The 13,737-nt window shown below is 63.8% G+C and carries 11 protein-coding genes and 4 tRNA genes; 7 read left to right on the top strand and 8 right to left on the bottom strand.

Going from position 1 to position 13,737, the window contains the following annotated elements:
* Nucleotide 1 precedes the first annotated feature (1 nt).
* Nucleotides 2-502: a hypothetical protein gene (locus ISP20_RS09005; protein ID WP_204635689.1), complete on the bottom strand. Its 501-nt coding sequence runs from the start codon at nucleotides 500-502 to the stop codon at nucleotides 2-4.
* A 203-nt stretch (nucleotides 503-705) separates the two neighbouring features.
* Between ISP20_RS09005 and ISP20_RS09000 the strand changes: the two genes are divergently transcribed.
* A complete protein-coding gene (locus ISP20_RS09000) occupies nucleotides 706-2,805 on the top strand; it encodes a 3-hydroxyacyl-CoA dehydrogenase NAD-binding domain-containing protein (protein WP_204635928.1) in 2,100 nt (699 codons plus the stop codon).
* A 72-nt stretch (nucleotides 2,806-2,877) separates the two neighbouring features.
* On the opposite strand, the gene ISP20_RS08995 is transcribed toward ISP20_RS09000, so the two are convergent.
* The 5 genes from ISP20_RS08995 to ISP20_RS08975 all read right to left on the bottom strand — a co-directional run bounded on the left by ISP20_RS08995 (nucleotide 2,878) and on the right by ISP20_RS08975 (nucleotide 7,993).
* Nucleotides 2,878-3,474, bottom strand: coding sequence for a DUF2058 domain-containing protein (locus tag ISP20_RS08995; protein WP_204635688.1), 597 nt, complete (start codon nucleotides 3,472-3,474; stop codon nucleotides 2,878-2,880).
* 48 nt (nucleotides 3,475-3,522) lie between these two features.
* Complete coding sequence (locus ISP20_RS08990) at nucleotides 3,523-3,741, bottom strand: SlyX family protein (RefSeq protein WP_204635687.1); 219 nt, start codon at nucleotides 3,739-3,741, stop codon at nucleotides 3,523-3,525.
* A gap of 2 nt (nucleotides 3,742-3,743) precedes the next feature.
* The gene (locus ISP20_RS08985; RefSeq protein WP_204635686.1) at nucleotides 3,744-5,081 is read right to left on the bottom strand and encodes a UDP-glucose dehydrogenase family protein; all 1,338 of its coding nucleotides are present in this window, start codon (nucleotides 5,079-5,081) and stop codon (nucleotides 3,744-3,746) included.
* Nucleotides 5,082-5,244: 163 nt separating this feature from the next.
* The gene (locus ISP20_RS08980) at nucleotides 5,245-6,024 is read right to left on the bottom strand and encodes an FKBP-type peptidyl-prolyl cis-trans isomerase N-terminal domain-containing protein (RefSeq protein ID WP_204635685.1); all 780 of its coding nucleotides are present in this window, start codon (nucleotides 6,022-6,024) and stop codon (nucleotides 5,245-5,247) included.
* 199 nt (nucleotides 6,025-6,223) lie between these two features.
* Nucleotides 6,224-7,993 carry a cation:proton antiporter gene (locus tag ISP20_RS08975; protein ID WP_204635684.1) on the bottom strand — a complete coding sequence of 590 codons (1,770 nt, stop codon included), beginning with the start codon at nucleotides 7,991-7,993 and terminating at the stop codon, nucleotides 6,224-6,226.
* A 241-nt stretch (nucleotides 7,994-8,234) separates the two neighbouring features.
* Between ISP20_RS08975 and ISP20_RS08970 the strand changes: the two genes are divergently transcribed.
* The 3 genes from ISP20_RS08970 (at nucleotide 8,235) to ISP20_RS08960 (ending at nucleotide 8,549) form a co-directional block, all read left to right on the top strand.
* A tRNA-Ala gene (locus tag ISP20_RS08970) sits at nucleotides 8,235-8,310 on the top strand.
* Between the two features lie 11 nt (nucleotides 8,311-8,321).
* A tRNA-Glu gene (locus ISP20_RS08965) sits at nucleotides 8,322-8,397 on the top strand.
* Nucleotides 8,398-8,472: 75 nt separating this feature from the next.
* Nucleotides 8,473-8,549 (top strand) — tRNA-Asp (locus ISP20_RS08960).
* A 202-nt stretch (nucleotides 8,550-8,751) separates the two neighbouring features.
* Here ISP20_RS08960 and ISP20_RS08955 read toward each other — a convergent pair.
* Nucleotides 8,752-9,231 (bottom strand): DUF1249 domain-containing protein, encoded by a 480-nt coding sequence (locus tag ISP20_RS08955; protein WP_204635683.1) that lies wholly within the window; start codon nucleotides 9,229-9,231, stop codon nucleotides 8,752-8,754.
* 17 nt (nucleotides 9,232-9,248) lie between these two features.
* A complete protein-coding gene (gene ppsR / locus ISP20_RS08950) occupies nucleotides 9,249-10,064 on the bottom strand; it encodes a posphoenolpyruvate synthetase regulatory kinase/phosphorylase PpsR (RefSeq protein WP_204635682.1) in 816 nt (271 codons plus the stop codon).
* 234 nt (nucleotides 10,065-10,298) lie between these two features.
* On the opposite strand from ppsR, the gene ppsA reads away from it, so the two are divergent.
* The 3 genes from ppsA to ISP20_RS08935 all read left to right on the top strand — a co-directional run bounded on the left by ppsA (nucleotide 10,299) and on the right by ISP20_RS08935 (nucleotide 13,645).
* Nucleotides 10,299-12,671: a phosphoenolpyruvate synthase gene (ppsA, locus tag ISP20_RS08945; RefSeq protein WP_204635681.1), complete on the top strand. Its 2,373-nt coding sequence runs from the start codon at nucleotides 10,299-10,301 to the stop codon at nucleotides 12,669-12,671.
* A gap of 118 nt (nucleotides 12,672-12,789) precedes the next feature.
* Nucleotides 12,790-13,464, top strand: coding sequence for a signal peptidase I (gene lepB / locus ISP20_RS08940; RefSeq protein ID WP_204635680.1), 675 nt, complete (start codon nucleotides 12,790-12,792; stop codon nucleotides 13,462-13,464).
* 91 nt (nucleotides 13,465-13,555) lie between these two features.
* Nucleotides 13,556-13,645: transfer RNA gene (locus ISP20_RS08935), tRNA-Ser, on the top strand.
* Nucleotides 13,646-13,737 lie beyond the last annotated feature (92 nt).

Raw genomic sequence — 13,737 nt, 5'->3', positions numbered from 1 at the left:
CTCAGAGGATCCAGCGGCCGTCGCGCAGGCGCGGACGTTGCGCCGGCTTGGGCTGGCAGCTCAGGCGCACCAGCACATCGTTGAAACTGGCCACCAGCGACTCCGCCGGATCGAGGATCACCACGCGCCGGACATGGCTGGCGGTGGCGCGGGCCAGCTGGCGCAGCAGCGTGGCATCGGCCATCGGCAACGGCAGCGGCAGGTGCTGCAACAGATAGATGCCGAAGTGATTGCTCTGCAGCATGTAGCGCAGGGCGATATTGAGGCGTTGCGATCCCGGCAAGCTCACGTGTTCTTCGCGCAAATTGCCCAGACCCAGTTGCGGATTCCACAGATACACGGCCTGCCCGCTCCGCCGCACCAGAGGGCGCAGCTGCGAGACCAGGCCGACCTCCTCGCCGCCGTCGAGCGCAATCAAATTGCCCCGAGCCGCGAGGATGCGTTCGAGGATCTCAGCGCCGTCCTGGGTCGGGCTGGCGGGGGTGGCGAGGGACGTAGTCATTCGGTCCTAAATTACGTGGTCTGCAGCGATTCGCCTAGGGAGATGGCCAGCCTCGCCGGAAACCGATGCCGGTTTCATGCGGCAGCGCACAGCTCCGGTTTTTAAGAGGTGTTCATCCCTTCCCCGGGCACCCGGCGCTCGTCTCGCAATCCTCGCTACGGGAGGGTATGGTGGAGCGCTTCGTGGCCACCCTGTTTATCCCCATGTTCGAAGGATTGCGCTTCAATCATTGGAAGACGAGCCTGGACGACAGCGGCATCGTGACCCTGTCGCTGGACCGCGCCGGCAGCAACGTCAACGCCATCTCCCGCGACGTGCTCGACGAACTGGGCCAGATCGTGGAACGCCTGGCGATCGAGAAGCCGGCCGGCGTGCTGATCCATTCGGCCAAGCCGTTCGGTTTTGCGGTGGGTGCGGACATCAAGGAATTCGTCACCTATGCCCAGCAGGGCACGGTGCTGGAGAACATCGAGAACGGCCAGCGCGTGTACGAGTCGCTGGCCCGGCTGCCCTGTCCCACCGTGGCCGCCATCCACGGCGCCTGCATGGGCGGCGGCACCGAACTGATCCTGGCCTGCCGCCAGCGCATCGCCGCCGACGACGACAAGACCCGCATCGGCCTGCCCGAAGTCATGCTGGGCATCCATCCCGGCTGGGGCGGTACGGCGCGGCTGCCGCGGCTGATCGGCGCCACCGACGCGCTGCCGGTGATGCTCACTGGTAAAGCCTTGTCGGCCAAACGTGCACTGGCGCTGGGCGTGGTCGACCGGCTGGCACCGCCGGCCGAATTGCTGGCCGAGGCGCGCGCGCTGCTGCGCCGGCCGCATGTCCGTCCGTTCGGCTTGCGTGCAAAGGCATGGGCCAGCAACACCTGGCTGGCGCGTCAGCTGCTCGCGCCGATGGTGATCAAACAGACGGCCGCCAAGGTCCGCAAGGAACACTACCCGGCGCCGTTCGCGCTGATCGATGTGTGGAAGCGCGGCGGCGCCAGCATCCAGCAGCGCCTCAAGCTCGAGGCACGCTCGGTGGCCAAGCTGGCCGAAACCTCGACCGCGCAGAACCTGATCCGCATCTTCTTCCTGCAGGAACGCATGAAGAGCCAGGGCAGCGGCATCGATCACGGCATCAAGCGCGTGCACGTAGTGGGCGCCGGCGTGATGGGCGGCGATATCGCGGCATGGGCGGCCTTCAAGGGTTTCGAGGTCACCTTGCAGGACCGCGAGATGAAGTTCATCCAGCCTGCGCTGGATCGCGCCCGCCAGCTGTACGAAAAGAAGCTCAAGACGGCCGACAAGGTGGAAGCCACCGCGCACCGCCTGCGTGCCGACGTCGAAGGCAAGGGCGTGGCCACGGCCGATCTCGCCATCGAAGCGATCTTCGAGAACGCCGAGGCGAAGAAGGCGCTGTACGCCATCATCGAACCGCAACTGCACGCGAATGCCTTGCTCGCCAGCAACACCTCGAGCATTCCGCTGGACGAACTTCGCGTGGGACTGAAGGCGCCGCAGCGTTTCCTCGGCCTGCACTTCTTCAATCCGGTGGCGCAGATGCCGCTGGTGGAAGTGGTGCGTCACGACCAGCTCGACGCCGACGCCGAAAAACGCGCGCTCGCGTTCTGCAAGGCGATCGACAAACTGCCGGTGGCGGTGAAGGGCACGCCCGGCTTCCTGGTCAATCGCATCCTGATGCCCTACCTGCTCGAATCCATGCGCCTGTACAGCGAAGGCGTGCCAGGTCCGGTGCTCGACAAGGAAGCGAAGAAGTTCGGCATGCCGATGGGCCCGATCGAACTGGCCGACACGGTGGGACTGGATGTATGCGCTTCGGTCGGCAAGGAGCTGGCACCCTTCCTCGGCCTGGAATTGCCGCCCGGCCTCGAGGACAAACTCGCCGCTGGCAAGCGCGGCAAGAAGGATGGCCAGGGCATCTACCTCTGGCAGGACGGCAAGCCGCAGAAGCCTGAGGTCGATCCCGACTACGTGGTGCCGGCCGACCTGCAGGACCGCATGATTCTTCCCATGGTCAACGAAGCCGTGGCCTGCCTGGCCGACCAGGTGGTCGACGATGCCGATCTGCTCGATGCCGGCGTGATTTTCGGCACCGGTTTCGCGCCGTTCCGCGGCGGCCCGATCCAGTACCTGCGCAGCGAAGGCGCCACCGTGGTGAAGGGCAAGCTGGAACGGCTCGCGCAACGTTACGGCGAACGCTTTTCGCCCAAGCAGGGCTGGGATCTGCCGACGCTGACCAAGACGGGTTTTGATCTGCCCACCGGCGACATCGCAGGCGCCGATACCGACGCCTGATCGCTTGCGCGTACGCCATAAAAAACGCCCGGCTTGGACCGGGCGTTTTTTTGCGCGCCTGAAGCAACTCGCTCACCACATCAGGTCATCGGGCACGCCGTCTTCGCCGACACCGCCCGCGCTACCCGGCTCGACCAGCAAGGCGATCTGATTCGCATCGATCGCCTTCACCTGCTCGGCAAGTTCGCGCGTGACCACCAGGTAACGCCCCTGCTGCTGGACCACGGCCAGTTCGCCGCCATTGATCGCCTTGAGCTGGTCGGCGTCGACGTGCACGCGGCGGATCTTGCCGCCGTACTCGAAATGGCGAACGTGATCGACCTCGGGCTTGTTCAAGGTCTTGCCTTCCAGCAACTGCTGGATCTTCAGCTTGCGCTCGCGCCGAACGCGCGCCTCTTCGGCGGCCGCCTGCTCGGCGCGCTTGCGTTCGTTCGCCTCGGTCTGCGCGCGGATGGCATAAGCCTTGGCCAGGTCGATTTCCTCCTGGCTCCTTGGGCCCGAAGGTTTGCCCTGCGGTTTGTGCTGGCCCGGCTTGCCGCCCTTGGACGGCGAACCGCCGTGGCGCTGCTGGAACGGCTTGCCACTGGGCGGCGCCGGCGGGCGCTTCTCTTCACGGACCTGTTTGACGATGCCGCTCTTGAGCAGTTGATCGCGCAGGGAATCGGCCATGGTTGAAACTCGCTTGCTGTGCTGCTGTTACGGAAAAATGGGCGTCGATCAATAGTGCGGCGGCGGTGGCTCGCTGTGCGGATCATGCCCCTGCGAACCGCGCAAGGAAGACAACTCGCTGCGCAATCCGCGAATGACATCTTCCAGCGCCGCCAGACGCATCGACAGCTCCGCATCGGCGGAGGCCAGCGCGTTCACCGTGTCGTCGACAAAGGTGAGCCGCACTTCGAGCTCCGTCAATCGATGCTGCAGGGACTCGTCCGCCATGCTCACTGCCTCAGGCTGCGACCGCGACCGATACCGTAGTACGCCAGCCCCGCTTCTTCCACCGCGACCGGATCGTAAAGGTTGCGCCCGTCGAACACCGCCGGCTCGGCCAGCATGTCGCGGATGCGCGCGAAATCAGGACTGCGGAACGCCTTCCACTCGGTCACGATGGCCAGCACGTCGGCACCGTCCAGGGCCTGGTAGGCGCTCTCGCACAGGACCAGATCGTCGCGATCGCCGTAGATGCGATGCGTCTCGTGGCTGGCCTCGGGGTCGAACGCGCGCACCTTCGCGCCCGCCTTCCACAAGGCCTCCATCAGATGACGGCTCGACGCCTCGCGCATGTCGTCGGTGTTGGGCTTGAATGCTAGTCCCCACAACGCGATCGTCTTGCCGGCGATCTGGCCGCCGAAATGGCGCTGGATCAGTTCGAACAACTTGGTCTTCTGGTCGTGGTTCACCGATTCGACCGCGCCGAGCAGGCGGGCGCTATAGCCGACGCCGCGCGCCGTGCGCTCCAGCGCCTGTACGTCCTTGGGAAAGCACGAACCGCCGTAACCCGCACCCGGATAGATGAAAGCGTAGCCGATGCGCGGATCCGAACCGATGCCCTGGCGTACCAGCTCCACGTCCGCACCCACGCGCTCGGCGATGTTGGCGATCTCGTTCATGAAGCTGATCTTGGTGGCGAGCATCGCATTCGCCGCGTACTTGGTCAGCTCGGCGGAGCGCTCGTCCATCACCACGGTGCGATCGTGGTTGCGGTTGAATGGCGCATACAGCTTGCGCAGCACGCCAATGGCGCGTTCGCTGGAGCTGCCGATGATGATGCGATCGGGGCGAAGGCAGTCTTCCACTGCGTCGCCCTCTTTCAGGAATTCCGGGTTGGAGACCACGTCGAACTCGATCGCGACGCCACGCTTGGCCAGCTCACCGGCGATCGCGTCGCGCACGCGGTCCGCCGTGCCCACGGGCACCGTCGACTTGTTCACCACCACCGTGTAGCGGTCGATATGCTCGCCGATGGTGCGGGCCACGCTGAGCACGTACTTGAGGTCGGCGCTGCCGTCTTCGTCCGGCGGCGTACCCACGGCGATGAACACGACCTGGCCATGCGCAATGCCCGGTGCGGGATCAGTGGTGAAATCCAGCTGTCCGCTCGCGTGATTGCGCTTGACGATGGGCTCCAGGCCCGGCTCGTAAATGGGGATCTCGCCCTTTTTCAGGCGCTCGACCTTGCCCGCATCGATGTCGACGCAGACCACATGGTTGCCCATTTCTGCCAGGCAGGCGCCGGTGACCAGGCCCACATAGCCAGTGCCGAAGATGGTGACCTTCATTGTCGCGAAAACTCCAGGAACAAGATCGGGGATTCTAACAGGCCGACCAAGGCCTCGGCTGCAGGTAAAACCCTAGGCCGCGACGAAAAACCACCCGCCACAAACGACATTGGGCGCGAATCGCTTCGCGCCCAATGGATCTTTCATGCAGCTTTTGCGGCGATTACTTCGCGCCGCCAGCCTGATCAGCAGCGGCCGTGGTCGGGCCGGTCTTGACCAGGGTGACGTCGAAGATGATCGTCTGGTTCGGCGGGAAACCGTTCTGCGGCTGCGCGCCGTAGGCGATGTTCGCCGGGATGAAGAACTTGTAGTGGCCGCCGACCTGCATCAGCTGCATGCCTTCACGGAAGCCCGGGATCACGCCGGCGAGCGGGATCGAAGCAGCACCGCCGCCTTCATGCTTGGACGAATCGTCGAACGTTTCGCCGTTCACGAACGTGCCGACGTAGTTGACCTGCACGGTGTCGCTCGGACCCGGGCGGGCGCCGGTACCCTGGCTGATCACCTGGTACTGCAGACCCGAAGCGGTGGTCTTCACGCCCGGCGCGGTCTTGTTCTTGGCCAGGAACGCAGCGCCTTCGCTCTGGTTCTTGGCGGCGACCTGGGTGTACTCGGCCTTGGCCTTGGCCTGCAGGTTGGCCACGAACGCGTCACGGACCTGCTTGGCTTCGGCTTCGCTCATGGTCGGCTTCTGGCCCGACAGGGCGGACTGCAGAGCGCGAGCCACGGTGGCCGGGTCGACTTCCGCGCGGACCAGCGGCGGCAGCGAGCTGGCCAGATCCCAACCGACCACGTAGCTGGCCTTGGTCTTGTCAACTGCGGCCGGAGCGGCTGCAGCGGGGGCGGCGGCGGGCTTCGCGGCCTGTGCGTGCACGCCAGCGGTCATGCCCAGAGCAACAGCGAGCGCGGCCGCCGTCAGCGTGGGACGCAGAAAATGCTTCATGTAGAACTCCCTCGTATTGGATATGCCGGCGCTACCGGACTTAAGGCCCCCCCGATGGAGGCAGGCCCCGCATTGTGCGGTGCTTGCTTAGTCTTGGCAACGATAGTGGGCGTATGACCGTCAGTCGTGATTAAAAGTTCACGTTTCGGCGAAAAACGCGGTTTTTTACGAATTCTGCACATCTGCGGGATTAGGCCCCTCAACCGTGCCCATCGTCTGAGCGCCCCGACTTATCCAGGGTGTCACGCAGCGCCGCCTGCAATCGCGCATGCACCTGCACCAGGCCGCGCCACAGCAGCCATGCGAGCAACAGCAACACCAGCACCAGTACGAGGGCCACCTCACGCGGCGGCAGGATGGTCGAGGCCAGCGCCGCCACCAGCAGGCCCAGCACCCACATGGTGGCCAGCGGGATGAAGCGCGCCAGTACGCTGCGGATATGCATGTTGTAGGCGCCGCCGATGCGCTCGGGAATGCTCAATTCGGCCAGCAACATGCCCAGCGCCGACGCCTTGCGGTACGCCGCGACAATCATCGGCAATGAGACGATCGCCGCGATCGACCACGCCAGGCTGCGTTTTACCTGCGGGCTGTCGGCCAGCAGATCCCAATGGAAAACGCCGCGGCGATACAGGTAGGACATGATCAGGAAGGCCGCCACCACCAGCATGATGTTGATGATGACGTGCCAGACCAGGCGACGAATCATCTTCGCCACGGTGACGCCCTGCCCGCTCAGGCTGAGATTGCCCATCCAGTCCGTGTACGCACTCAACAGGCTGATGAAGCCGTTGGGCAGACGCCTCGAGAGCGAACTCGCCAAAGGATCCGATGCCCGGATCAGATAGGGCGTGAGAAAGGTGGTGATCGCCGAGACCGCCACCGCCACGGGATAGAGGAAGCCGCTGGTCACCTTGAGCGTCAGGCCCAACGACGCGATCACGAACGAGAACTCGCCGATCTGCGCCAGCCCCATGCCCACGCGCAATGACGTGCGCCCGTCGTTGCCTGCCACGAAGGTACCGAAGCTGCAGGTGATCACCTTGCCCAGCACCACCACCGTGGTGACCACGATGATGGGCAGCCAGTATTCCTTGAGCATGGCCGGATCGATGAGCATGCCGATGGCGACGAAGAAGATCGCACTGAACATGTCGCGCACCGGCCCGATGATCCGCTCGATCCGCTCCACGCTTTGCGATTCGCCCACGATCGCCCCGATCATGAAAGCGCCCAGCGCCACGCTGTAGCCCATTTCGGTCACCAGCAGGCAGAAGCCGAAACACAGGCCCAATACGGCCACCAGCAGCACGTCGTCGCGACTCACCTGCGCGATGTAGTCCACCACGCGCGGTACCAGCAGCAGCCCCACCACCAGCGATACCGCCATGAACAAGGTGAGCCTGCCGACGGCCTCCATCGCCTCGCCCGCTTCCAGGCCGCCGGTGCTCGCGATACCGGTCAGCAAGGCCATCAGCACGATGGCGATCACGTCCTCGATGATCAGGATGCCGAACATCAGCTGCGCGAAGCGCTCGCGCTTGAGATCCAGATCGTCCAGTGCCTTCATGATGATGGTGGTGGACGACATCGACAGCATGGCGCCAAGGAACAGCGCATCCATCGAACTCCAGCCGAAGAAGCGCCCGATCTCGTAGCCGAGCCAAAGCATCAGGACGATTTCGCATAACGCCGCGACCAACGCGGCGCCACCGACTTCGCGCAGCTTCTTCAGGCTGAATTCCAGCCCCAGGGCGAACAGCAGCAGGATCATGCCCAGTTCGGACAAGGTGCGGATGGTCTGCTCGTCGTGGATGAACACCACGGGGAACGTATAGGGGCCGACCAGCACACCGGCGATGATGTATCCGAGCACCACCGGCTGACGCAGGCGTTGAAAGATCACCGTCGTCAGGCCCGCGATCAACATGACGGTCGCGAGATCCTGGATGAAGTGCAAATCGTGCATCAATGAATCCCGTCGAAGCTTCTTGCAAGACTAGCAATCGCACACGAGATGCACAGCCCCGCATGGCGATGCGGACGGTTCGCGCGACCAAATGCAGGACGGCGCAGCGACCCTCGGCATCAATCGCTGGCGTAACTGCTTGTTGTCATTCATTCGTGAAGAAAAGTTGAAATATTTTCACAACGAACGCTTGACGAAATCGCGATCCCTGTCTATTCTTTCGGGCTTCCAGAGGCACATCGGGGCCATAGCTCAGCTGGGAGAGCGCCTGCATGGCATGCAGGAGGTCGGCGGTTCGATCCCGCCTGGCTCCACCAAATTTAGATACGTCCCCATCGTCTAGAGGCCTAGGACATCACCCTTTCACGGTGGCGACCGGGGTTCGAATCCCCGTGGGGACGCCACTCTACCGATAACACGGCAAGAGTGGTCAAGGATGAAATCGACATTGGTGCAGTGCTGGAAGCTGTAAAAAACGTGGAGCGGTAGTTCAGTCGGTTAGAATGCTGGCCTGTCACGCCGGAGGTCGCGGGTTCGAGTCCCGTCCGCTCCGCCACTTTTACAAAGACCCCGCCTTTTGGCGGGTTTTTTGTTGCCTGCGATTCGCCGCCTGCCGATGCTTTCTTGCGGGAGCGCACCCTGTGCGCGACAGCCCAGCGCGTAGAGCCCGCGCTTGCTGTACCAGTCATGCCCGGGCGGTTTGCATGTCGTCCGCGCGCTGCCCAGTCGCGCACAGGGTGCGCTCCCACAAGGGGCGGTCAGCCTGCCGGGTGACGCTCTTCCTGCCGCTCCAGCGTCCCCCTCGAATGCCCCTGCTCCGCCAGGTATTCCAGCCAGCGCGACAAGAACCCGTTCATGCGCAGCCGATGCTGCAGCACCGTGTTGGCGGGCGGAAACGGGCCAAGCACCTGCCACAGGTGACGCCCCGGATGGCAATGCAAGGCCTCGGCCACATGGGCGTCGGTATACATGCGCAACTGCGCCGACGGCGACGGCTGCCCCGTATGCGCATCGACGAAGTTATAGGTCAGCTCCAGTTCCAGCGTATACGGATGGCGCTCCTGCACCTGCAGCCGCACATCCAGGCCATCGTCCACGCTGGACAGGTAGAACCCGGGCGCCAGCTCCTGCGGCGCGAACAGCCGCACCAACCGATGGTAGTTCTCGGCGTAAAGCCCCATCAGGAAGCCGAAGCGTCCCGGCAATAAGGCTTGTCGGCTGTCCAGTACGGCACTCATGGGCGGTGGGCGCTCCTTTAGAACATGGTCCGCTCGATACCGAAGCGGTCGAATATCTTGCTCGCAATCTCCTCGATCGAGACATGCGTGGTGTTGAGGCTGGGAATGCTCTCCCGGCGCATCAGCTTCTCGGCCTGCGCCAATTCCCAGCGGCACTGCTCCAGCGTCGCATAACGGCTGCCTGCGCGTCGCTGTTCACGAATCTGCGCCAACCGCATCGGATCGATGGTGAGACCGAACAGCCGATCCTTATAGGGGCGCAGACGCGCCGGCAGTTCTAATTTGTCCAGGTCGTCGTCGGTCAATGGATAGTTGGCGGCGCTCACGCCGTAATGCAAGGCCATATAGAGGCAGGTCGGGGTCTTGCCGGAGCGCGACACGCCGATCAGGATCAGATCGGCCTGGGCGTAGTCCACATCGATACCGTCATCATGTGACAAGGCGTAGTTCGTGGCGTTGATGCGCGCCTCGTATTTCTCGAAGTCCACCATGCCGTGCGAGCGGTTCACCGCGCCCGAACGCTTGGCGCCCAGCTCTTCTTCCAGCGGACCGATGAACGGGGCGAACACGTCCAGCATCAGCCCGCCGCTTTCGGCCACGATCTCGCACAGCTCGCGCGACGCCATGGTGTTGACCACGATCGGGCGCTCGCCGGTTTGCGCGTAACGCGTCTTGATGCGCAGCGCCGCCGCCTCGGCTTTCTGGGCGTCGTCGATGAAGGGCAAGCGGTGCTTGTCGAACTGCACGCCCTCAAACTGCGCCAGAATACTGTTGCCGATCGTCTCCGCTGTAATACCAGTGGAATCGGAGATATAAAAAACCGTTCGCTGCATGGCTAATCCAAAGTCCCTGGTGGTTCTTGGCCCTCACCTTAGCGCAACGTGAAAAGCCTGTCTTTGCTTGACTCACGGCTGACTGGTATGCAGCTGGCGCTGGTTTTCGGCCGAATGGTCTTCTTGTGCTGCGCACCATCGGCAGCGGACAATACCAGTTCTTTAACACCCGATTTCATGCAGGAACCGGGTCAAGACCGCTTCTGAAACCTACGAGCTCCCGAGGAGACTCCCTTGAACGATTTGGTGCTTTGGCTCGACACGCTGCGCATGACCGACCTGGGCAAGGTCGGCGGCAAGAATGCGTCGCTCGGCGAGATGATCGGCAATCTCGCCAAACTCGGCGTGTCCGTGCCCGGTGGTTTCGCCACCACCGCTGACGCGTTCCAGCAGTACCTCGACAAGAGCGGCGTAGCCAAGCGCATCCAGGAGCGTCTCGCCCCGCTCGACGTGGACGATGTGATGGCGCTCACCGCCGCCGGCAAGGAGATCCGCGAATGGGTCACCGAAACGCCGCTGCCCGCTGACCTGGACAAGGCCATTCGCGATGGCTACGCGAAGCTTTGCAAAGAAGCAGGCGCCGAAAACATCGCCGTCGCCGTGCGCTCCTCCGCCACCGCCGAAGATCTGCCCGACGCTTCGTTCGCCGGTCAGCAGGAAACCTTCCTCAACGTGGTCGGCATCGAGGACGTGCTGCACAAGGTGAAGGAAGTCTTCGCCTCGCTCTACAACGACCGCGCCATCGCCTATCGCGTGCATCAGGGCTTCAAGCACGAAGACGTGTTCCTCTCCGCCGGTGTGCAGCTGATGGTGCGCTCGGACGTGGGCGCCTCCGGCGTGCTGTTCACGCTGGACACCGAGTCCGGTTTCCGCGACGTGGTGTTCGTGACCGGCTCGTACGGCCTGGGCGAAATGGTCGTGCAGGGTGCGGTGAACCCCGATGAGTTCTACGTGTTCAAGCCCACCCTGAAGGCCGGCAAGCCGGCCGTACTGCGACGCAGCCTCGGCGCCAAGCAGCAGCGCATGGTGTACTCGGACAAGCCCGGCGAGCGCGTGCGCATCGAAGAGACGCCCGCCGAGCTGCGCAACAAGTTCTGCATCACCGACGAGGACGTGCAGGAACTGTCCAAGCAGGCGCTGGTCATCGAGCAGCACTACGGCCGCCCGATGGACATCGAGTGGGCGAAGGACGGCAACACCGGCAAGCTCTACATCGTGCAGGCCCGCCCGGAAACGGTGAAGTCGCGCGCGCATGCCACCCAGCTCGAGCGCTTCCATCTCAACGAGAAGGGCAAGGTGCTGGCCGAGGGCCGCGCCATTGGCCAGAAGATCGGTTCGGGCAAGGCTCGCGTGATCCGCTCGCTGGCCGACATGAACAAGGTGCAGACGGGCGACGTGCTGATCGCCGACATGACCGACCCCGATTGGGAGCCGGTGATGAAGCGTGCCGCCGCCATCGTCACCAACCGTGGCGGACGCACCTGCCACGCCGCCATCATCGCGCGCGAACTGGGCGTGCCGGCCGTGGTGGGCACGGGCAATGCGCTGGAGCTGATTCCGGACGGCGCCGAAGTCACCGTGTCCTGCGCCGAGGGCGACACCGGCACGATCTACGAGGGCCTGCTGAAGTTCGACCGCGTGACCGCCGATCTGGGCGACATGCCTGAAGCCCCGCTCAAGATCATGATGAACGTGGCCAATCCCGAGCGGGCGTTCGACTTCGGCATGCTGCCGAACGCCGGCATCGGCCTGGCCCGCCTGGAAATGATCATCGCCAGCCACATCGGCGTGCATCCGAAGGCGCTGCTCGAATACGCCAAGCAGGACGCCGAAACCAAGAAGAAGATCGACGAGCGCATGGCCGGCTATGCCGACCCGGTGTCGTTCTACGTCGATCGCCTCGCCGAAGGCATCGCCACCATCGCGGCATCGGTGTATCCCAAGCCGGTGATCGTGCGCCTGTCCGACTTCAAGTCGAACGAATACGCCGGCCTGATCGGCGGTTCGCGTTACGAGCCGCACGAAGAGAACCCGATGATCGGCTACCGCGGCGCCAGCCGTTACGTCGATCCGGGTTTCGCCGAATCGTTTGGCCTGGAGTGCAAGGCGGTCAAGCGCGTGCGCGAAGTGATGGGCCTGGACAACGTGTGGGTGATGATTCCGTTCGTGCGCACGCTGGGCGAAGGCCGCAAGGTCATCGAGGTGCTGGCCAAGAACGGCCTCAAGCAGCGCGAAAACGACCTCAAGGTCATCATGATGTGCGAAGTGCCCTCCAACGCCCTGCTGGCGGACGAGTTCCTCGACATCTTCGACGGCTTTTCGATCGGCTCCAACGACCTCACTCAGCTCACCCTGGGCCTGGACCGCGATTCCAGCATCGTCGCCAACCTGTTCGACGAGCGCGACCCGGCGGTGAAGAAGCTGCTTTCGCTCGCCATCAAGACGGCGCGTGAAAAGGGCAAGTACATCGGCATCTGCGGCCAGGGCCCGTCCGATCATCCGGATCTGGCCGAGTGGCTGATGGATCAGGGCATCGAGTCGGTGTCGCTCAATCCGGACACCGTGGTCGATACCTGGCTGCGCCTGGCCAAGCGCAAGGCTGGGTAAAACGCGCCTTGCAGGCATGACCCGAAGGGCGGTGGCGACACCGCCCTTTTTCTTTGCACCGGAAACTTAAACTCCACCGCGGGGTCCACTCTCTGATCGCAACGGGAGGGGTACGTCCATGCAACGACTCAGCAGGCTGCTGTCGAACAACAAAGGTTTTCTGACCTTCTTGCTCTGCATGTTCATGTTCCGCAGCGCCGTCGCGGACTGGAACGTGGTGCCCACCGGCTCGATGCAGCCGACCATCGAAATCGGCGACCGCATCGTGGTCGACAAGGCCGCCTACGATCTGCGCCTGCCCTTCACGCACGTCTCGCTCGTCCATCGCGCCGACCCGCAACGCGGCGACATCGTCGTGCTGGATTCCACCGCGGCCGGCGAGCGTCTGGTCAAACGCGTGATCGGCGTTCCCGGCGACCAGGTCGCGCTGGTACAGAACCATCTTTATGTGAATGGCAAAGCCGCCGACTACCGCTACACCCACGTCAGCGGCATCCGCGACGACCGCGAGGACCCTGCCCTCTACGCCGTGGAAGACTCGGGCAGCCGGCCGCACACCGTGCGCTGGTCGATCGCCGCGCAAGGACACACCCGCGATTTCGGCCCCGTCACCGTGCCCACCGGCCACTACCTGCTGCTGGGCGACAACCGCGACAACAGCGCCGACTCGCGCTACTTCGGCTTCTTCCCGCGCAACGAGATCACCGGCCGCGCCACCCGCGTCGCCCTCTCGCTGGACCCCGGCAACCACTATCTGCCACGCGGCGATCGCTGGGGCGCCGCACTGCGCTAACTGATCACATGCGGAAATCGCCCTACCCCATTGCCAGCCATCCCCACACCACGTAAAATCGCCGGCTCGCGTGGACCACACGCACATCTTTGGAGAGGTGGCAGAGTGGTCGAATGTACCTGACTCGAAATCAGGCGTACGTGTAAGCGTACCGTGGGTTCGAATCCCACCCTCTCCGCCAGGCACAAAAAAACGCCCCCTCCGTGGGGCGTTTTTTTGTGCCTGGCGGAGAGGGTGGCCTTGATGAGAACCCGCCGGTTCGACAAATTTGTC

Origin of the sequence: Dyella kyungheensis (assembly GCF_016905005.1) — a bacterium.
GTDB classification, from domain to species: Bacteria; Pseudomonadota; Gammaproteobacteria; order Xanthomonadales; family Rhodanobacteraceae; genus Dyella; species Dyella kyungheensis.
Note: the sequence above shows the minus strand (reverse complement) of the source record. Positions and strands in the feature narration are given on the sequence as shown.